Below are 16,905 nucleotides of genomic sequence, written 5' to 3'. Positions count from 1 at the left end.
TTTGAAAAAAAACGAAATGAATTTTCAAAAAAAACTTCCTTTTCTGAAGATTTGTTATATAATATAAAACATGAAATCAAATCTGTTATAAAACAGTTTAAGAAGGGGATGCTAATATGTCGACGCAAACTTCACGGGTTACACTCGTTGGAGAAATGTTACCAGCGTACAGCGAAATATTGACACCTGAGGTGCTTAGTTTTTTGAAGGAACTACATGAGAATTTTAATGAGCGCCGCATAGAACTTTTACAAAAACGTGTAGAAAAACAAAAGAGAATTGATGCAGGGGAGTTTCCGAAGTTTCTAGAAGAAACAAAACACATACGTGAAGCGGATTGGACAATTGCCAAGCTGCCAAAAGACTTAGAGGATCGCCGTGTAGAGATTACTGGACCGGTAGATAGAAAGATGGTCATTAACGCTTTAAATTCAGGAGCGCATCTTTTTATGGCGGATTTTGAAGATTCGAATTCACCAACTTGGGAAAATGCAGTGGAAGGCCAAATCAATTTACGAGATGCAGTAAAGGGAACGATTTCACATGAAAATGATAAAGGGAAAGAATATAGATTAAATGAGAAAACAGCTGTACTCATTGTACGTCCAAGAGGATGGCATTTAGAGGAAAAGCATATGCAAGTTGATGGGAAAAATATGTCGGGTAGCTTAGTAGACTTCGGCTTGTACTTTTTCCATAATGCGAAAGCTCTTTTAGCAAAAGGGAGCGGCCCATACTTTTACTTACCGAAAATGGAAAGTTATTTAGAAGCGAGATTATGGAATGATGTATTCGTATTTGCTCAAAAATATATCGGCATTCCAAATGGAACGATTAAAGCAACTGTGTTACTGGAAACGATTCACGCTTCGTTTGAAATGGATGAAATTTTGTATGAGCTAAAAGATCATTCTGCTGGCTTAAACTGCGGAAGATGGGATTATATTTTTAGCTTTTTAAAGAGTTTCCGTAATCATAATAAATTCTTACTACCAGATAGAGCACAAGTCACGATGACGGCGCCATTTATGCGTTCGTATTCTTTGAAAGTAATTCAAACATGTCACCGCCGTAATGCACCAGCAATTGGAGGAATGGCGGCACAAATTCCGATTAAAAATAATCCAGAAGCAAATGAAGCAGCTTTTGAAAAAGTGCGTGCTGATAAGGAACGCGAAGCTTTAGACGGTCATGACGGGACTTGGGTTGCCCACCCTGGACTTGTACCGGTTGCAATGGAAGTGTTTAATCACATTATGAAAACACCAAATCAAATTTTTAGAAGACGTGAAGAAATATGTGTAACAGAAAACGATTTACTAGAGGTACCGGTGGGAACGATTACAGAAGAGGGCCTTCGCATGAATATTAGCGTAGGTATTCAATATATTGCATCTTGGTTAAGCGGACGGGGAGCAGCACCCATTTATAACTTAATGGAAGATGCGGCAACAGCTGAAATTTCAAGAGCACAAGTATGGCAATGGATTCGTCATGAAGGTGGAAAACTAAATGATGGTCGTAATATTACGCTTGAATTAATGGAAGAATTAAAAGAAGAAGAATTAGCAAAAATAGAAAGAGAGATTGGTAAGGAAGCCTTTAAGAAAGGGAGATTCCAAGAGGCGACAACGTTGTTTACAAATCTCGTTCGAAATGATGAATTCGTACCATTTTTAACATTACCGGGTTATGAAATTTTATAAAAAATGAAAAGGGGATGGAACAAATGAAAAACGAAAGAATCGAGAAGTTACAAGAAAGCTGGGAATTAGATGAGCGTTGGAAAGGGATCACACGTCCATATTCGGCAGAAGATGTAATTCGCCTGCGCGGGTCAATTGATATTGAACATACGTTAGCGCGTCGTGGTGCTGAGAAGCTTTGGACATCGCTTCATACAGAAGACTATATTAACGCACTTGGCGCATTAACAGGAAACCAAGCGATGCAACAAGTAAAAGCTGGGTTAAAAGCGATTTACTTAAGTGGTTGGCAAGTAGCAGCTGATGCAAACCTTTCTGGGCATATGTATCCAGACCAAAGTTTATATCCAGCGAACAGCGTACCTGCTGTAGTAAAACGAATTAATCAAACGCTTCAACGTGCGGATCAAATTCAGCATATGGAAGGAAGCGATGATACAGACTATTTCGTACCGATTGTAGCAGATGCAGAAGCTGGATTTGGTGGGCAATTAAATGTATTCGAACTGATGAAAGGTATGATTGAAGCAGGTGCATCAGGTGTGCATTTTGAAGATCAATTATCTTCAGAGAAAAAATGTGGCCATTTAGGCGGAAAAGTACTACTACCAACGCAAACAGCAGTACGCAATTTAATTTCTGCACGCCTTGCAGCAGATGTAATGGGAGTGCCGACAATTATCGTTGCAAGAACAGATGCGGATGCAGCTGATTTAATTACGAGCGATATTGATCCTGTTGATAAAGCATTTATTACAGGAGAAAGAACACCAGAAGGATTTTACCGTACGAATGCAGGTCTTGATCAAGCAATTGCGCGCGGTTTAGCGTATGCACCGTACGCAGACCTCGTTTGGTGTGAAACGTCAGAACCAAATTTAGAAGATGCAAAACGATTTGCGGACGCAATTCATAAGGAGCATCCAGGGAAGCTACTTGCATATAACTGCTCACCTTCATTCAACTGGAAACAAAAACTAGATGAAAAAACAATTGCAAGCTTCCAAAAGGAAATCGCATCTTACGGTTACAAGTTCCAATTCGTAACACTTGCTGGATTCCATTCATTAAATTACGGTATGTTTGAACTAGCACGTGGCTATAAAGAGCGCGGCATGGCAGCATACTCTGAACTACAACAAGCAGAATTCGCAGCTGAAAAACATGGCTACTCTGCAACACGTCATCAACGCGAAGTAGGAACAGGTTACTTTGATGAAGTGGCACAAGTGATTACAGGCGGAACTTCATCAACGACAGCGTTAAAAGGATCTACGGAAGAAGCACAGTTTACGAAATAAAAGGAAGGGGCACCTTTTTGAAAGGTGCCCTTGTTATTTTCTAAACGATTCGAAAAGAGAGATTGAGTTGTCGGCAAAAAACGATACTAACTTTTCTTTATTACTAAATCAACTCCACTCAGCCCTATGATCACGAATAAACTTCATATCTTTCTCATAATGCTCTAGATGTCCTTCATCGATCATTCTTTGGAAATTCAAGTCGCCTTCTTGAGCTTTTCGTTTCATATATGTACATAACCCTTCTAATCGAAGCAACACCATTCCTAAGTAATCTTCATCCATATTTTTATCATAGGACTGAACGAACAAATTCACTCTCTCTTTAATACGATCTGCATGTTGCGATGAGTCATAATGAACGGCTTCACCGGATTCAGTATAATACACTCTACTTAAAGGCACACAAGTATAGAGTGTATAAGCGATATCCCATAGTCTTGGACCAGGAGCAGCAACATCGAAATCAATAATCCCTACTGGCTTCTTATTATTAAAAATAATGTTATATATGGCAAAATCATTGTGACATAAAACCTCAATGTTATTTGGAGTATGATCCATCGGTTTCCAATCAGCTAATAACGGAAAATCACTTACAGCATCATGGTAAAGGCGGAGCATCTTTGCTATTTCTTTTAATACATCATTAGATCGCATATATTCTTTTAAAGGATAATTGCCAGCTTCTCCTTCAATAAAGGATAAAATCTCTCTATCCTTTTCATCTACACCTAAAAACTTTGGAGCATAATGAAATCCTTTGTTTTCTAAATGTTGCAATAGCTTATGAATCTTTTCACTGTCTGGCTTTAACTCTCGCCGAACAGTATTTTCAGAACGATATACGCTTGAGACGTTTCCCCCTGTTAGCCTTTCTTCTTTAGCGTAGTTTGACATGTGAAAATTCCCCCTGTGATTAAAAAATCCAATTCCAAATAGTGAATAGACCAACAACGGCAGAAAAGAGAAGGGAAGCAAGCAATGCTAGACAGCCAAAAGGAACTAGCTTATCTTTCCATGTTTCTTTATACTCATAAATTAACTCCTCTGCTACTTTCTTCTGCACTGAAGATAAAGGTTGATCTTTATACAAACCTTTTATATGGTTAGAATCGCCTTTAAACTTTAAAGCACGTGCAATATGATGAGGACTATTTCCCATTGATTTTTCAAATAATAAACATGATTCATGCATAATACCTGTTTTATGCTCTTCTAGATACCAGTAACGTCCAGCCATTTCTGGATATTGTAATTTATAATAAATATCTCCGAGTTGTTTTCGAAGATGTAATTCATTTGGGTATGTAAAGATGAGGCCATGCAATCTATCTCTTGCTTTTCCAAGATTATTATTTTCAATATCCTCTTCAATTCTTTTTAATGTTTTTTTAGGAATTTTATTGGTCATAAACTCCTCCTTATTTAGAATAGAGATAATTATATTTTATAAGAAATACTAAAAATTAGAAATTCTATTTTCGAAAAAGATTGTACATTTTATTTTAATGTGCTATGATGATGTCAGTTGAATAGTTAAATTAAGCAATCCATATGTTATCAAGTGCTGAAAACGAACGAGAAAAAGTATGTGAGAACTAGTTTATGTTTCGTATTTGATAATGTGTGGATTCTTTTTTTAGACAGGAAGACTAAAAAATTTAAAATTTGTATTTTCTTAGGAGGAAATAATTATGGCAGTAACAGGACAAGTAAAATGGTTTAACAACGAAAAAGGTTTCGGTTTCATCGAAGTTCCAGGCGAAAACGACGTATTCGTACACTTCTCAGCAATCGAAACTGACGGTTTCAAATCTTTAGAAGAAGGTCAAAAAGTTAGCTTCGAAATCGAAGACGGTAACCGTGGACCTCAAGCTAAAAACGTAATCAAACTATAATTTTATAGTTGATGATGGAAAAAAGGATGGCTAATGCCATCCTTTTTTTGTTGTGGAGAAAGTTTTTTTAGAGCCTGTTTTTATATCTAAATCTCTTTTTCGATGTTACAACTGGTAAAAAATTATCTAGAATGCGTATTAGTTTCTGTAGAAGAATTAGTTCAGCAAGAGCATTTGCTGCGTATGATAGTAAATAACTATAAATTTGTATTCTCTGTTGAAATGGGGAAATCTTTTCCAGATAGACCTTGAGTAACATCTTTTTTGTTAGCGTTGTTGTTGGAATTTTGTACGTTTTGAGATGATGTTTCTAACAGTTGTTCTTGTTCCTTACTAGGGGTATTCAGAGCATCTGAGGGAATGCTATTAACCTGCTGATTTAATGGATTTTCTTTATCCATAGTATACAACTCCTTTTTAGAATTCGATAAAAAGCAATGTAATTATAAATAGCTACTTATATATATTGTGTTTTTGAATGACATTATATACAAAACTTATATTACAAAGTTAACTAATTAACGAATTGTTAGTGATGGATAAAGATGTGCAAATTTGAATTTTTTAATAAAAATTAAAAGCGGATAACAAGTACAAATACTCTTTCTCATGTTTTATATAAGGATCATATTACAAATCAAAAAAGATGTAGAGAACCTTGGAAGAAAATATAGTCGTTTTTTAGGGGGAAGAAGAATAAATAAAATGATACTACGAATGTAAAAAGGCATTCCATAAAGGAAGGCCTTTTATTGTTCTTGCCCTGATTTTTTCTTCTCACGTTTTTTACATTCTGGACATTTTGATTTACGAAACGGTTTGGCAAAGAATAGCAGAATGAAAAATAAACCGAATATAATACTAGCTGAGTTTTTCACGATAATGACGCTACTATTTTTCATTTGAATCGATGGTTGAATCTCTTTTTCTTCCATAGTGGCCCTCCATATATTGGATTTACATTTTAATTATAGCAAAGTTAGTTGTTGTAATGATGTGAAATGAGGAATGGATAATAAATATTTATAGGTAGTATAAATGCTGTTTTTATAACTTTGAAATTAATTAATTTCTATATTGTGATTTTATTATTTAACAAATGTTTGATAAATGATAAAAAATTGTAAAAAAGCGGAACTTGTAAGCTATTTCCTTTTCATAGATGCTAAAATTATATATGCAGCTGCTAATATAAATGGAAAAAAGGAGATAATGGAGTATGGAAAGTAAAGTGGAACGCTATGTCGAAAATTATGTTGTAACGAAAAATACGATGGCCTTACTTCCTGTTATTCTAAGTGAAAAGAAAATTGTTACGCGAGTCGTTGAAATGAATGATTCTTTTTTCGTATTTCAAAAACCTCTAGATATTATAGAAAGAAGTTGCCGCAAGCATGGCTCTAGTTTCTTAGGCAGAAAAGAAGGAACGAAAGAGTTAACTCATATTACACATAAAGCACCGATTGCGATTAGTCCAGCAGATCAACTTTATTTTTTCCCTACCTATTCTTACTCTAGAAAAGAGTGCGCTTGGTTGTCTCATTTTTATATTGAAAGTAATAAAGAATTAGAAGATGGAAATCTTATTATTAGATTTATAAATGGCTTTGCTGTGAAATTAGAAATATCAAAAACTAGTTTTGAAAATCAACAAAATCGTACAGCGAAATTACGTACTGAATATGAAGATCGTAGGAAAAAACAAGGGAATCCTTGTTTTAAAGAGGTCGATAAAAAAGAGGAATCAACATTAAGACCCGCTTATGAGAAGGTGTATTTTGTGAAGGAAGGCGAAGTGTGAAAGGATGGGGGAATCCCCATTCTTTTTTTGTTTGTCAGTCAGTCTTTGTAGATAAGGCGATATATTAGAAAAAACGAGTTGTAATTGATATATTTAGAAAATCACCAGTATAATTTCATTTACCGATAAAAACCGAAAAACAATCTAAATAACAAAATGAACGACACGTCCTGTCGAATATTGATAGATTATCATAGCTAAATAATGAAGGAATTCTTATGAAAGATATGGAAACTTTAATAAATACATCTCCGTATGTCGTATCTACCATTTCCTCTTTCATATAAGCAATGATACAGTAGGGATAGTATTTAGAGTAAAGGGGTAAAGTGTAGAATGGATTTTCAGACAATCAAAGAGTATTTTTCACCAGAAAATATGGATCATATTGTTGAGAGTTATAAAGCGTTCGGACCACTTCTTGGTATTGGTTTACCGATGATAGAGGCGTTGATTCCAGCATTACCGCTTATTGTATTTGTACTGGCGAATGCTGTTGCATTTGGCTTTTGGCTCGGTTTTCTTTATTCATGGCTTGGATCAGTAATGGGTGCATTACTTGTCTTTTTCATCATCCGCCATTTTGGTCGCAGTCGTTTCTTTTCGTTTGTAAATAAGCATGAGAGAGTACGAAAAGCAATGGGGTGGATTGAAAGGAAAGGATTCGCACCGATTTTTGTTATATTTTGTTTTCCGTTTACACCGTCAGCGCTAATAAATGTTGTCGCTGGTTTATCCCGAATTAGTGTAAAACAGTTTGGTCTAGCGTTAGCATTCGGAAAACTTGTGATGATTTTTATTTTAACGTATATCGGTCATGATTTAATGTCATTTATTCATAATCCAGTGAAATCAGTTATTGTAGCGATTGGTATTTTTATTTTATGGTATGTCGGTAAGAAAATCGAAGTGAAGTTAGAACTACATTAAGAATAGTCTTCTTTGTAAAGGAAAGCTTCAGTATTAAAGGATAAGGGGAGAAGCAGATGAAGAAAACTTTGAAAAAAGAAGGCATAGAGTGGATACGAACAATTTTAATTGGTGTATTATTAGCTGTATTTTTTCGAACGTTTTTCTTTTCAACGTATGTTGTAGAGGGGAAGTCAATGATGCCGACATTGCAGGATGGCAATATGCTAGTTGTAAATAAGGTGAGTTATCAAGTTGGGGACTTGAACAGATTTGACGTTGTGGTATTTCATGCGAATAAAAAAGAGGACTATGTAAAGCGGGTTATCGGTTTACCTGGAGATCATATTGAATATAAGCAGGATAAGTTATATATAAACGGTCAATTTATTGATGAGCCGTATTTAGAGAAGTATAAGAAAGAGATAAATGGAAGGCAACTAACAGGCGACTTTACATTAGAAGAGTTAACGAAAGAAAAGCTGGTGCCACCCGGGTTTATTTTTGTAGTAGGTGATAACCGGCTCGGGAGCTGGGATAGTAGACACTTTGGCTTTGTAAAAGCTGATACAGTTGTCGGTAAAGTTGATTTGCGATATTGGCCAATTCAAGAGGTGCAAACGAATTTTTCAAAAGGTTGATATAATGAAGTAGAAGTATAGAAAAGACAAACAACTCAGTTTGTCTTTTTTCGTGTACTATAATACAATTATAGTAGCAAACTAACGTTCGTTATGTAAGTGAAAGGTGGGGTTACATGTCACTTCGATTTGTGATTGGTAGAGCGGGAAGTGGAAAAAGTACACTTTGTTTACGCGAAGTGCAAGAAGAGTTAAAACAACGCCCGAGAGGGAAAACAATATTATATCTTGTGCCAGAACAGATGACATTCCAGACGCAGCAGGCGTTAATTGGAAGTGAGGATGTAAGAGGTTCTATTCGGGCACAAGTTTTTAGTTTTTCACGATTAGCGTGGAAGGTACTACAAGAAGTTGGCGGAGCGAGTCGTCTTCATATTGATGAAGCGGGTGTACATATGTTACTCCGTAAAATTGTAGAGTCTCGTAAAGATGGATTATCGGTGTTCCAAAAAGCAGCGGAGCAAAACGGTTTCTTTGAACATCTTGGCAGTATGATTGCAGAGTTTAAACGTTACAATGTAACGCCATCTAACGTATATGAAATGTGGCAACAATTGGATGCGCATAGTAGCAGTGCCGAACAAAAGTTACTAGCGAATAAAGTGTATGATTTACAGTTACTATACGATGATTTTGAACGTGCTTTAATTGGAAAATATTTAGATTCAGAAGACTACCTACAATTGCTAGTGGAAAAGCTTCCGCAGTCTGAATATGTAAATGGTGCGGAAATTTATATAGATGGATTTCATTCACTCTCCCCGCAAGAGTTAGAGATTGTAAGACAGCTTATGATTTGCGGAGCGAGAGTTACGATCACGTTAACGATAGATGAAAAAGCGTTAGCACAGCCAGTAAATGAACTCGATTTATTTTATGAAACGACGTTAACGTATGAAAAAATCAAACAAGTAGCGCGTGAAGAGAAAATAGAAATTGAAAAAACAATTCCACTTATGGAACAGCCGCGTTTTCATTCTCCCGCATTAGCGCATTTAGAAGCTCATTATGAAGCGCGTCCGAATGAAAAATTTAACGGTGAAGCGAGTGTAACGATTAGCACAGCTGCGAATTTACGAGCGGAGGTAGAAGGTGTTGCTCGTGAAATTCGTAAACTTGTTGCGAATGAAAAATATCGTTACCGAGATATTGCAGTGCTTCTTCGTAATGGGGAAAGTTATTACGATGTGATGCGCACGTTATTTACAGATTACAATATCCCGCACTTCATCGATGAAAAGCGCCCGATGTCACACCACCCATTAGTAGAATGTATTCGTTCTGCACTCGAGATTATTAGTGGGAATTGGCGTTATGATGCGGTGTTCCGCTGCGTGAAAACAGAGCTTTTATATCCATTAGACGTAAGAAAAGAAACGATGCGTGAAGAAATGGATGAATTTGAAAATTACTGTTTAGCGTACGGTGTACAAGGAAAGAGGTGGACTTCAGAGGATCCATGGATGTATCGCCGTTATCGTTCTCTTGATGATACGAACGGGATGATTACAGACAGTGAACGTGAAATGGAAGAGAAAATAAATAGGTTACGTGACGTTGTAAGAACACCTGTTATTCGCATGCAAAAAAGGTTAAAGCGTGCAGGAACAGTTATGCAAATGTGTGAAGCAGTTTACTTATTTCTAGAAGAGCTGGATGTTCCGAAAAAACTAGAAGAATTACGTATACGTGCAGAAAAAAGTGGAGATTTCTTATTTGCGACAGATCATGAACAAGTATGGGAAGAAGTAATGAGCCTTCTTGATACGTTTGTAGAGATGCTTGGTGAAGAGAAAATGTCTCTTTCTATGTTTACGGACGTTATGTCGACAGGTCTTGAGGCACTTCAATTTGCTAACATTCCGCCGTCATTAGACCAAGTGTTAATTGCTAATATTGATCACTCCAGGTTATCTGACGTGAAAGCAACGTTTATTATAGGTGTAAATGAGGGTGTTATTCCAGCAGCACCTATGGACGAAGGTATGCTTTCTGATGAAGAAAGAGAAGTTCTTGGTGCAGCAGGGATTGAATTAGCGCCAACGACGAGACAAACTTTGTTAGAAGAACAGTTCGTTATGTATCAAATGGTAACGAGAGCATCTGAGAAGTTATATATTTCATGCCCGCTTGCAGATGAAGAAGGAAAGACGTTACTTGCGTCTAGCTTTATTAAGAAAATAAAAAGAATGTTCCCTAATGTGAAAGATTCATTTATTACCAATGACGTAAACGATTTATCACGTTCAGAACAAATTTCATACGTAGCAACGCCAGAAGTAACGTTATCTTACGTTATGCAGCAACTACAAACGTGGAAGCGATACGGATTTGAAGGGAATTTAGACTTTTGGTGGGACGTATATAATTTCTACGTAACTTCAGATGAATGGAAACAAAAAAGTAGCCGCGTCTTATCAAGTTTATTCTATCGAAATCGTGCGAAGAAACTAAGTACAGCAGTAAGTAGAGATTTATACGGAGATATAATTAAAGGAAGCGTCTCTCGTATGGAACTATTTAACCGTTGTGCATACGCTCATTTTGCGCAGCACGGTTTATCGCTTAGAGAGCGTGATATTTTCAAGCTTGATGCGCCGGACATCGGCGAATTATTCCATGCGGCATTAAAGAAAATTGCGGACAAGCTATTGCGTGAAAACCGTACTTGGGCGGATTTATCCATAAAAGAGTGTGAGCATCTTTCTGTTTTAGTAATAGAAGAAATCGCACCGTTATTACAACGACAAATTTTATTAAGTTCAAACCGTCATTTCTATTTAAAACAAAAACTACAACAAATCATTTTCCGTACGTCAATCATTCTTCGTGAACATGCGAAGTCAAGCGGATTCGTACCAGTTGATTTAGAAGTGCCGTTCGGTATGGGTGGTACAGGATCACTTCCGCCGATGGAATTCTCATTACCAAATGGTGTGAAGATGGAAGTTGTCGGCCGTATTGACCGTGTTGATAAGGCAGAAGATGAAAACGGGACGTTCTTACGTATTATTGATTATAAATCAAGTTCAAAAGCGTTAGATTTAACGGAAGTGTATTACGGATTAGCACTTCAAATGTTAACGTATTTAGATGTTGTTACTTCGAATGCGCAGACGTGGATGAAAAAAGGTCACGCAGCATCACCAGCTGGTGTATTGTATTTCCATATTCATAACCCAATCGTTGAGATGAAAGGTGACGCATCTGAAGCTGAAATTGAAAAAGAAATTTTAAAGAAATTTAAAATGAAAGGACTCGTATTAGGAGATGCTGACGTTGTTCGTTTAATGGATAACAAACTTTCAACAGGAAGTTCAGATATTATTTCTGCTGGCCTGAAAAAAGACGGTAGCTTTAGTGCGCGTTCAAGTATTGCAAGTGAGCAAGAGTTTAACGTACTGCAAAAATATGTACACCATACGTTTGAAAATATCGGAAAAGATATTACAGAAGGTGTTATCGATATTGCTCCTTATAAAATGGGAAATAAAGCAGCATGTACGTTCTGTAACTTCAAATCTGTTTGTCAATTTGATGAGTCACTTGAAGATAATCAGTTCCGATCGTTAAAAGATATGAAAGATAGCGAAGCGATGGAGAAAATAAGAGAGGAGGTTGGCGGAGAATGATAGAAAATTGGCCTGAAAAACCAGAAGGTAGTCAATGGACAGATGACCAGTGGAAAGCTGTTGTAGCGAATGGACGTGATATTTTAGTTGCGGCTGCAGCTGGGTCAGGGAAAACAGCAGTATTAGTTGAACGTATTATTAAAAAGATTATTAATGAAGAGAATCCAGTCGATGTCGACCGCCTGCTCGTTGTAACATTTACGAATGCAGCGGCGCAAGAGATGAAAAACCGAATCGGGGAAGCGTTAGAAAAGGTATTAATTGATGAACCAGGCTCTCAACACGTAAGAAAGCAGCTGAGCCTATTAAATAAAGCTTCCATTTCAACAATTCACTCATTCTGTTTACAAGTAATTAGAGGATATTACTACATGCTTGATGTTGATCCTCGTTTCCGTATTGCGAATCAAACAGAAAATGAATTGTTAAAAGAAGAAGTGCTAGATGACATATTAGAAGAAGAGTACGGAATCGAAGATAATACAATCTTCTTTGAACTTGTTGATCGTTATACGAGTGACCGTAGTGATGATGACTTACAACGTATGATTTTAGCGCTTCATACAGAGTCAAGAGCGCATCCAAATCCGGAAAAATGGCTTGATAAATTAGTAGAAGCATATGACGTAGAAGGAAAGACAATTGAAGATTTAGTATATGCTTCTTATTTATTAGAAGATGTGAAATTCCAGCTTGAAACAGCGGAACAGCATATTCGTAAGGCAACTGAACTCGCAATGCTTCCTGACGGTCCAGCGCCTCGCATTGAAACCCTGCAAGCAGATCTAGCTTTACTTGGAACGCTATCATCAGCTGCTCATGAGTCGTGGACAAGTTTGTATGAAGCGATGCAAAATGTATCGTGGCAAACGTTAAAGCGTATTAAGAAAAGTGATTACAATGAAGATGTTGTAAAACAAGTAGACTCTCTTCGTAATAAAGCGAAAGATGAAGTGAAGAAATTACAAGAAGAGTTATTTAGCCGAAAACCTGAAAGTTTCTTACGAGATTTTCAAGATATGCACCCAGTATTAGAAAAGCTTGTTCAACTTGTAAAAGTATTTACAGAGCGTTTCCAAGCGATGAAGCGAGATAAAGGAATGGTCGATTTCACAGATTTAGAGCATTTCTGTTTACAAATTTTAAGTGAACAAAGTGAAAATGGTGAAATGAATCCGTCAGCAGTGGCGCTCCAATATCGTAATAAATTTGCTGAAGTATTAGTCGATGAATATCAAGATACGAACTTTGTACAGGAATCTATTATTAAATTCGTAACGAAAGATTCTGAGAGTGAAGGAAACTTGTTCATGGTTGGTGACGTAAAGCAGTCGATTTATCGTTTCCGACTAGCCGAACCAGGACTATTCCTAGGAAAATATAAACGCTTCACACAAGAAGGATTGGGCGGTGGAATGAAGATCGACTTAGCGAAAAACTTCCGTAGTCGTCATGAAGTGTTAGCAGGTACGAACTTTATCTTCAAACAAATTATGGGTGAAGAAGTCGGAGAAATCGACTACGATGCAGACGCTGAATTAAAGTTAGGTGCTACCTATCCAGAAGGTGAAGATGTAGCGGCAGAACTACTGTGCATTCAGCAAACGGAAGAAGAAGTAATAGACGGAGAAGAAGGTGCAGAAGTCGAAAAAGCACAGCTTGAAGCTCGTCTTATGGCGCAGCGCATTAAAGCGATGGTTGATTCAGGTTATGAAGTGTATGACCGTAAAAATGATAGTATGCGCCCAGTACAATACCGCGACTTCGTTATTTTACTTCGCTCCATGCCGTGGGCCCCGCAAATTATGGAAGAGTTAAAATTACAAGGAATTCCAGTGTACGCTGACCTTGCGACTGGTTACTTTGAAGCGACGGAAGTAAATATTATGATGAACGTATTCCGCGTTATTGATAATCCGATGCAAGATATTCCGCTTGCAGCTGTACTTCGTTCTCCAATCGTTGGATTGAGCGATGAAGAACTTGCAACGCTTCGTGCTCATGGAAAGAAAAGCTCGTTTTATGAAGTAATGAGCTCATTCTTAAAAGGGGCACCACTTGAAGAGGAGCAAGAACTTCATGATAAATTAGAGTGGTTTTATAACTTACTGCAAGGATGGCGTGAATTTGCACGTCAACAATCACTTTCTGATTTAATTTGGAAAGTGTACGGTGAGACAGGTTATTACGACTTCGTTGGCGGTTTACCAGCTGGAAAGCAAAGGCAGGCAAACTTACGCGTACTATATGACCGCGCAAGACAATACGAAGCAACATCATTTAGAGGATTATTCCGCTTCTTACGTTTTATTGAACGTATTTTAGAACGCGGTGATGACATGGGTACGGCGAGGGCCCTCGGTGAACAAGAAGACGTTGTTCGCATTATGACGATTCATAAAAGTAAAGGGTTAGAGTTCCCGGTTGTATTTGTAGCTGGACTCGGTCGTCGTTTTAATACACAAGACTTAATGAAACGTTTCTTATTGCATAAAGATTTCGGTTTCGGTTCGCAATTTATCGATCCGCGTAAACGAATTAAATATACAACATTATCACAGCTTGCGATTAAGCGTAAAATGAAAATGGAATTAATTGCGGAAGAAATGCGCGTACTATACGTAGCGTTGACGCGCGCGAAAGAGAAGTTAATTTTAATCGGAACAGTTAAGGATGCAAATAAGGAAATGGAAAAATGGCTTGATGCGAGGGAACATAGTGAATGGTTATTACCAGATCACATACGTGCCGGGGCGTCTTGTTATTTAGACTGGATTGCACCTTCATTATATAGACACCGTGATAGTGAAATGCTTCTTGAATTAGGACAAGGAAGTATTCCAGATGAAATTTACGGGTATGACACGAGCTGGAAAGTAGAAGTTGTGGACGGTAATACGCTACTTGCACCAGAGCCAGTTCAAGAAGAGAAACAAGAATTGTTAGAAGCGCTTCGTGAGAAAAAGGCTGTGCCGTTAGAAAGTGAACGAAAAGATGAAGTGTACGACAGATTAATGTGGAAGTACGGATATGAGGAAGCAACATCTCACCGTGCGAAGCAATCTGTTACAGAAATAAAGAGAAATTATCAATCAGAAGATGGTAGTGATAACGCCTTTATTAAAAAACTACGTGCACCAATTAAAACACGTCCGCGCTTTATGGAGAAAAAAGGGTTAACGTACGCAGAGCGCGGAACAGCAGTCCATGCCGTTATGCAGCATGTTGATTTGAAGAAGCCGATTACGGTTGAAGTTCTTCAAGAGCAAATTGCTGGAATGGTAAATAAGGAATTATTAACATTCGAGCAGGCGGAAGAAATAGCGATTGAAAAAGTAATTTCATTCTTTGACAGTGACTTAGGTAAAAGGGTATTAGCGGCGAAAAGTGTTGAGCGTGAAGTTCCATTTACGATGATGCTTGCAGCAGAAGAAGCATATCAAGATTGGCAAGGGAATAGCGGGGAATCGATTCTTGTCCAAGGGGTTATCGACTGCATGATTGAAGAGGAAGATGGCATTACGTTAATCGACTTCAAAACAGATACGATTGAAGGGAAATTTCCAGGCGGATTCGAACAAGCGAAACCAATTTTAGAAGATCGATATAAAGTGCAGCTTTCGTTATATGCAAAAGCACTGGAGAAAAGCTTACAACATCCTGTAAAAGAGAAATGTTTATACTTCTTTGATGGGAATCACGTTGTAAATATTGAAGAATAGAGGGGCTTGAAAATGGTAACGGAAAAAACGTTAAGAACTTGTGAACAGGGACACGAGTACTATAAAAGTAGCGATTGTCCAACTTGTCCAGTCTGTGAGAAAGAGAGAAAACCAAAAGAAGGTTTTCTCTCTCTTCTTTCAGCGCCAGCAAGAAGGGCATTAGAACACCATGGAATTCAAACTGTAGAAGAACTCTCAAAATATAGTGAAAAAGAAATATTAAAACTGCATGGTATGGGACATGCGTCTTTGCCGAAGCTTAGGAGGGCTTTGGAGGAGAGCGGGTTATCATTTAAATAAAATGAAATAGTGCCTCTTCACTACTTACTTGTTTATACCACTATTTGTGGACAGTAAAGTTCTTGCTTATTAAAATTTTATTTTAATAATTTTGAATTAGATAAAAGAAAAAAGTAGGAGAATATCTCCTACTTTTTTTACGCTGTTCCAATCTGATCTTGATCTGCCACATCAGAATCAAATGTATTCGTTGCACTAACACCGTTAAACGTATTCACGACAAACCCAACATTGGAAGCTCCAGATCCGTTATAGGCTTTCGTGTTTTCTTTCGGAGATACGTTATAAAAATCTCCTAAGTTGAAAGAGCCGTTACTGTTTTGCACGACGAGATTTCCTACAACCGAAGGCATACCATCCACCTACTTTACTAAGCTTTTTAATTACTATATGAATTATTGTGCGGAAGGTTCATCCGTAATATATTGGCGGATTTGTATAATACGAGAGTTATTAAAACCATAATCAACATTTCCAATTTGAAAGCAACCAGAATTTAAAAGTGTGCGTAATTCAACGTTATTAACTTCAATAAAAGGGCATTCATTTACAATGTTTAATTTTACATCTGTCGTTCGTTTTGGAATTGTAATGTGTTCATCTGTAAAGATTTCAAAAGCATCAAAGCGACCTTCTCCCCGTATATAAAAAGGAATTTCACGGTGGACGGCAATAGCTCTACTTTTTAATTCCATTTGGTTTGCATCTCCAACTTGAAATACACCAGCAATCCCTAAAGAAATAATAGAAACATTTTGGACAATAGACACATGATGCAACATAATTTCTCAGTCTCCTTAACCTGGAGTAGGAGGGACATCTGTTACTAATGGTACAAATGGACCCTCTGTAACTGTTTCAAATGGTGTATCGAGAATAGAAGATAGAATGAGGAGATTTGCATCTCCAATTAAAAAGAGTGCGGACGACGATACACCGTTCATTTTAATCTGTCCGACTTTTAACTCACGGTTTACAACGTTAAGGTTCAT

At 37.2% G+C, this 16,905-nt stretch carries 16 protein-coding genes; 9 read left to right on the top strand and 7 right to left on the bottom strand.

Features of this window, described 5'->3' with window-relative positions; genetic code table 11:
- Nucleotides 1-116: 116 nt before the first annotated feature.
- Both aceB and aceA read left to right on the top strand, forming a co-directional pair.
- Nucleotides 117-1,706 carry a malate synthase A gene (gene aceB / locus AB6801_RS21110; protein WP_000107349.1) on the top strand — a complete coding sequence of 530 codons (1,590 nt, stop codon included), beginning with the start codon at nucleotides 117-119 and terminating at the stop codon, nucleotides 1,704-1,706.
- Between the two features lie 23 nt (nucleotides 1,707-1,729).
- Nucleotides 1,730-3,007 carry an isocitrate lyase gene (aceA, locus tag AB6801_RS21105; RefSeq protein WP_000787346.1) on the top strand — a complete coding sequence of 426 codons (1,278 nt, stop codon included), beginning with the start codon at nucleotides 1,730-1,732 and terminating at the stop codon, nucleotides 3,005-3,007.
- 108 nt (nucleotides 3,008-3,115) lie between these two features.
- Here the strand turns inward: aceA and AB6801_RS21100 are convergent, their stop codons facing one another.
- Nucleotides 3,116-3,907 (bottom strand): phosphotransferase, encoded by a 792-nt coding sequence (locus AB6801_RS21100; RefSeq protein WP_000073788.1) that lies wholly within the window; start codon nucleotides 3,905-3,907, stop codon nucleotides 3,116-3,118.
- Between the two features lie 19 nt (nucleotides 3,908-3,926).
- Nucleotides 3,927-4,421 (bottom strand): DUF6584 family protein, encoded by a 495-nt coding sequence (locus tag AB6801_RS21095; RefSeq protein WP_000182386.1) that lies wholly within the window; start codon nucleotides 4,419-4,421, stop codon nucleotides 3,927-3,929.
- A gap of 283 nt (nucleotides 4,422-4,704) precedes the next feature.
- Here AB6801_RS21095 and cspA point away from each other — a divergent pair, with 283 nt between their 5' ends.
- Entirely contained in the window at nucleotides 4,705-4,908 is a 204-nt protein-coding gene (cspA, locus tag AB6801_RS21090; protein ID WP_000301518.1) for an RNA chaperone/antiterminator CspA, read from the top strand.
- 197 nt (nucleotides 4,909-5,105) lie between these two features.
- Here cspA and AB6801_RS21085 read toward each other — a convergent pair whose 3' ends face one another.
- Both AB6801_RS21085 and AB6801_RS21080 read right to left on the bottom strand, forming a co-directional pair.
- On the bottom strand, nucleotides 5,106-5,309 hold the full coding sequence (locus tag AB6801_RS21085; RefSeq protein WP_000356922.1) for a hypothetical protein: 204 nt from the start codon (nucleotides 5,307-5,309) through the stop codon (nucleotides 5,106-5,108).
- 348 nt (nucleotides 5,310-5,657) lie between these two features.
- Nucleotides 5,658-5,843 (bottom strand): hypothetical protein, encoded by a 186-nt coding sequence (locus AB6801_RS21080; RefSeq protein WP_000391373.1) that lies wholly within the window; start codon nucleotides 5,841-5,843, stop codon nucleotides 5,658-5,660.
- 284 nt (nucleotides 5,844-6,127) lie between these two features.
- Between AB6801_RS21080 and AB6801_RS21075 the strand changes: the two genes are divergently transcribed.
- From AB6801_RS21075 to AB6801_RS21050, 6 genes are all read left to right on the top strand, one after another.
- Nucleotides 6,128-6,709: a competence protein ComK gene (locus tag AB6801_RS21075; RefSeq protein ID WP_000444439.1), complete on the top strand. Its 582-nt coding sequence runs from the start codon at nucleotides 6,128-6,130 to the stop codon at nucleotides 6,707-6,709.
- A 336-nt stretch (nucleotides 6,710-7,045) separates the two neighbouring features.
- Nucleotides 7,046-7,639: a TVP38/TMEM64 family protein gene (locus AB6801_RS21070; protein ID WP_000347517.1), complete on the top strand. Its 594-nt coding sequence runs from the start codon at nucleotides 7,046-7,048 to the stop codon at nucleotides 7,637-7,639.
- A 56-nt stretch (nucleotides 7,640-7,695) separates the two neighbouring features.
- Complete coding sequence (gene lepB, locus AB6801_RS21065) at nucleotides 7,696-8,259, top strand: signal peptidase I (protein ID WP_000751910.1); 564 nt, start codon at nucleotides 7,696-7,698, stop codon at nucleotides 8,257-8,259.
- A gap of 116 nt (nucleotides 8,260-8,375) precedes the next feature.
- A complete protein-coding gene (gene addB / locus AB6801_RS21060; RefSeq protein ID WP_098290110.1) occupies nucleotides 8,376-11,891 on the top strand; it encodes a helicase-exonuclease AddAB subunit AddB in 3,516 nt (1,171 codons plus the stop codon).
- Nucleotides 11,888-15,613, top strand: coding sequence for a helicase-exonuclease AddAB subunit AddA (gene addA, locus AB6801_RS21055; RefSeq protein ID WP_097998877.1), 3,726 nt, complete (start codon nucleotides 11,888-11,890; stop codon nucleotides 15,611-15,613). The genes addB and addA overlap by 4 nt, the downstream gene beginning before the upstream one ends.
- A 12-nt stretch (nucleotides 15,614-15,625) precedes the next feature.
- On the top strand, nucleotides 15,626-15,913 hold the full coding sequence (locus tag AB6801_RS21050; RefSeq protein ID WP_000255725.1) for an RNA polymerase alpha subunit C-terminal domain-containing protein: 288 nt from the start codon (nucleotides 15,626-15,628) through the stop codon (nucleotides 15,911-15,913).
- Nucleotides 15,914-16,050: 137 nt separating this feature from the next.
- Here AB6801_RS21050 and gerPF read toward each other — a convergent pair whose 3' ends face one another.
- From gerPF to gerPD, 3 genes are read right to left on the bottom strand one after another with little or no spacing between them, the layout of a single operon-like run.
- The gene (gene gerPF / locus AB6801_RS21045; RefSeq protein ID WP_001141566.1) at nucleotides 16,051-16,266 is read right to left on the bottom strand and encodes a spore germination protein GerPF; all 216 of its coding nucleotides are present in this window, start codon (nucleotides 16,264-16,266) and stop codon (nucleotides 16,051-16,053) included.
- 42 nt (nucleotides 16,267-16,308) lie between these two features.
- Nucleotides 16,309-16,695 carry a spore germination protein GerPE gene (locus AB6801_RS21040; protein ID WP_000902322.1) on the bottom strand — a complete coding sequence of 129 codons (387 nt, stop codon included), beginning with the start codon at nucleotides 16,693-16,695 and terminating at the stop codon, nucleotides 16,309-16,311.
- Nucleotides 16,696-16,710: 15 nt separating this feature from the next.
- A complete protein-coding gene (gene gerPD, locus AB6801_RS21035; RefSeq protein WP_001052807.1) occupies nucleotides 16,711-16,905 on the bottom strand; it encodes a spore germination protein GerPD in 195 nt (64 codons plus the stop codon).

Origin of the sequence: Bacillus sp. RCC_6_1 (assembly GCF_041360755.1) — a bacterium.
GTDB lineage: Bacteria > Bacillota > Bacilli > Bacillales > Bacillaceae_G > Bacillus_A > Bacillus_A cereus.
This window is presented reverse-complemented; position numbering and strand designations above follow the sequence as displayed.

What these genes read in the sequence shown, in the direction of transcription:
- AB6801_RS21100 (WP_000073788.1), bottom strand. Translation starts at nt 3,907, where the DNA reads ATGTCAAACTACGCTAAAGAAGAAAGGCTAACAGGGGGAAACGTCTCA.
- cspA (WP_000301518.1), top strand. Translation starts at nt 4,705, where the DNA reads ATGGCAGTAACAGGACAAGTAAAATGGTTTAACAACGAAAAAGGTTTC.
- gerPF (WP_001141566.1), bottom strand. Translation starts at nt 16,266, where the DNA reads ATGCCTTCGGTTGTAGGAAATCTCGTCGTGCAAAACAGTAACGGCTCT.
- lepB (WP_000751910.1), top strand. Translation starts at nt 7,696, where the DNA reads ATGAAGAAAACTTTGAAAAAAGAAGGCATAGAGTGGATACGAACAATT.
- aceA (WP_000787346.1), top strand. Translation starts at nt 1,730, where the DNA reads ATGAAAAACGAAAGAATCGAGAAGTTACAAGAAAGCTGGGAATTAGAT.
- AB6801_RS21075 (WP_000444439.1), top strand. Translation starts at nt 6,128, where the DNA reads ATGGAAAGTAAAGTGGAACGCTATGTCGAAAATTATGTTGTAACGAAA.
- AB6801_RS21070 (WP_000347517.1), top strand. Translation starts at nt 7,046, where the DNA reads ATGGATTTTCAGACAATCAAAGAGTATTTTTCACCAGAAAATATGGAT.
- addB (WP_098290110.1), top strand. Translation starts at nt 8,376, where the DNA reads ATGTCACTTCGATTTGTGATTGGTAGAGCGGGAAGTGGAAAAAGTACA.
- AB6801_RS21040 (WP_000902322.1), bottom strand. Translation starts at nt 16,695, where the DNA reads ATGTTGCATCATGTGTCTATTGTCCAAAATGTTTCTATTATTTCTTTA.
- aceB (WP_000107349.1), top strand. Translation starts at nt 117, where the DNA reads ATGTCGACGCAAACTTCACGGGTTACACTCGTTGGAGAAATGTTACCA.
- addA (WP_097998877.1), top strand. Translation starts at nt 11,888, where the DNA reads ATGATAGAAAATTGGCCTGAAAAACCAGAAGGTAGTCAATGGACAGAT.
- gerPD (WP_001052807.1), bottom strand. Translation starts at nt 16,905, where the DNA reads ATGAACCTTAACGTTGTAAACCGTGAGTTAAAAGTCGGACAGATTAAA.
- AB6801_RS21050 (WP_000255725.1), top strand. Translation starts at nt 15,626, where the DNA reads ATGGTAACGGAAAAAACGTTAAGAACTTGTGAACAGGGACACGAGTAC.
- AB6801_RS21095 (WP_000182386.1), bottom strand. Translation starts at nt 4,421, where the DNA reads ATGACCAATAAAATTCCTAAAAAAACATTAAAAAGAATTGAAGAGGAT.
- AB6801_RS21085 (WP_000356922.1), bottom strand. Translation starts at nt 5,309, where the DNA reads ATGGATAAAGAAAATCCATTAAATCAGCAGGTTAATAGCATTCCCTCA.
- AB6801_RS21080 (WP_000391373.1), bottom strand. Translation starts at nt 5,843, where the DNA reads ATGGAAGAAAAAGAGATTCAACCATCGATTCAAATGAAAAATAGTAGC.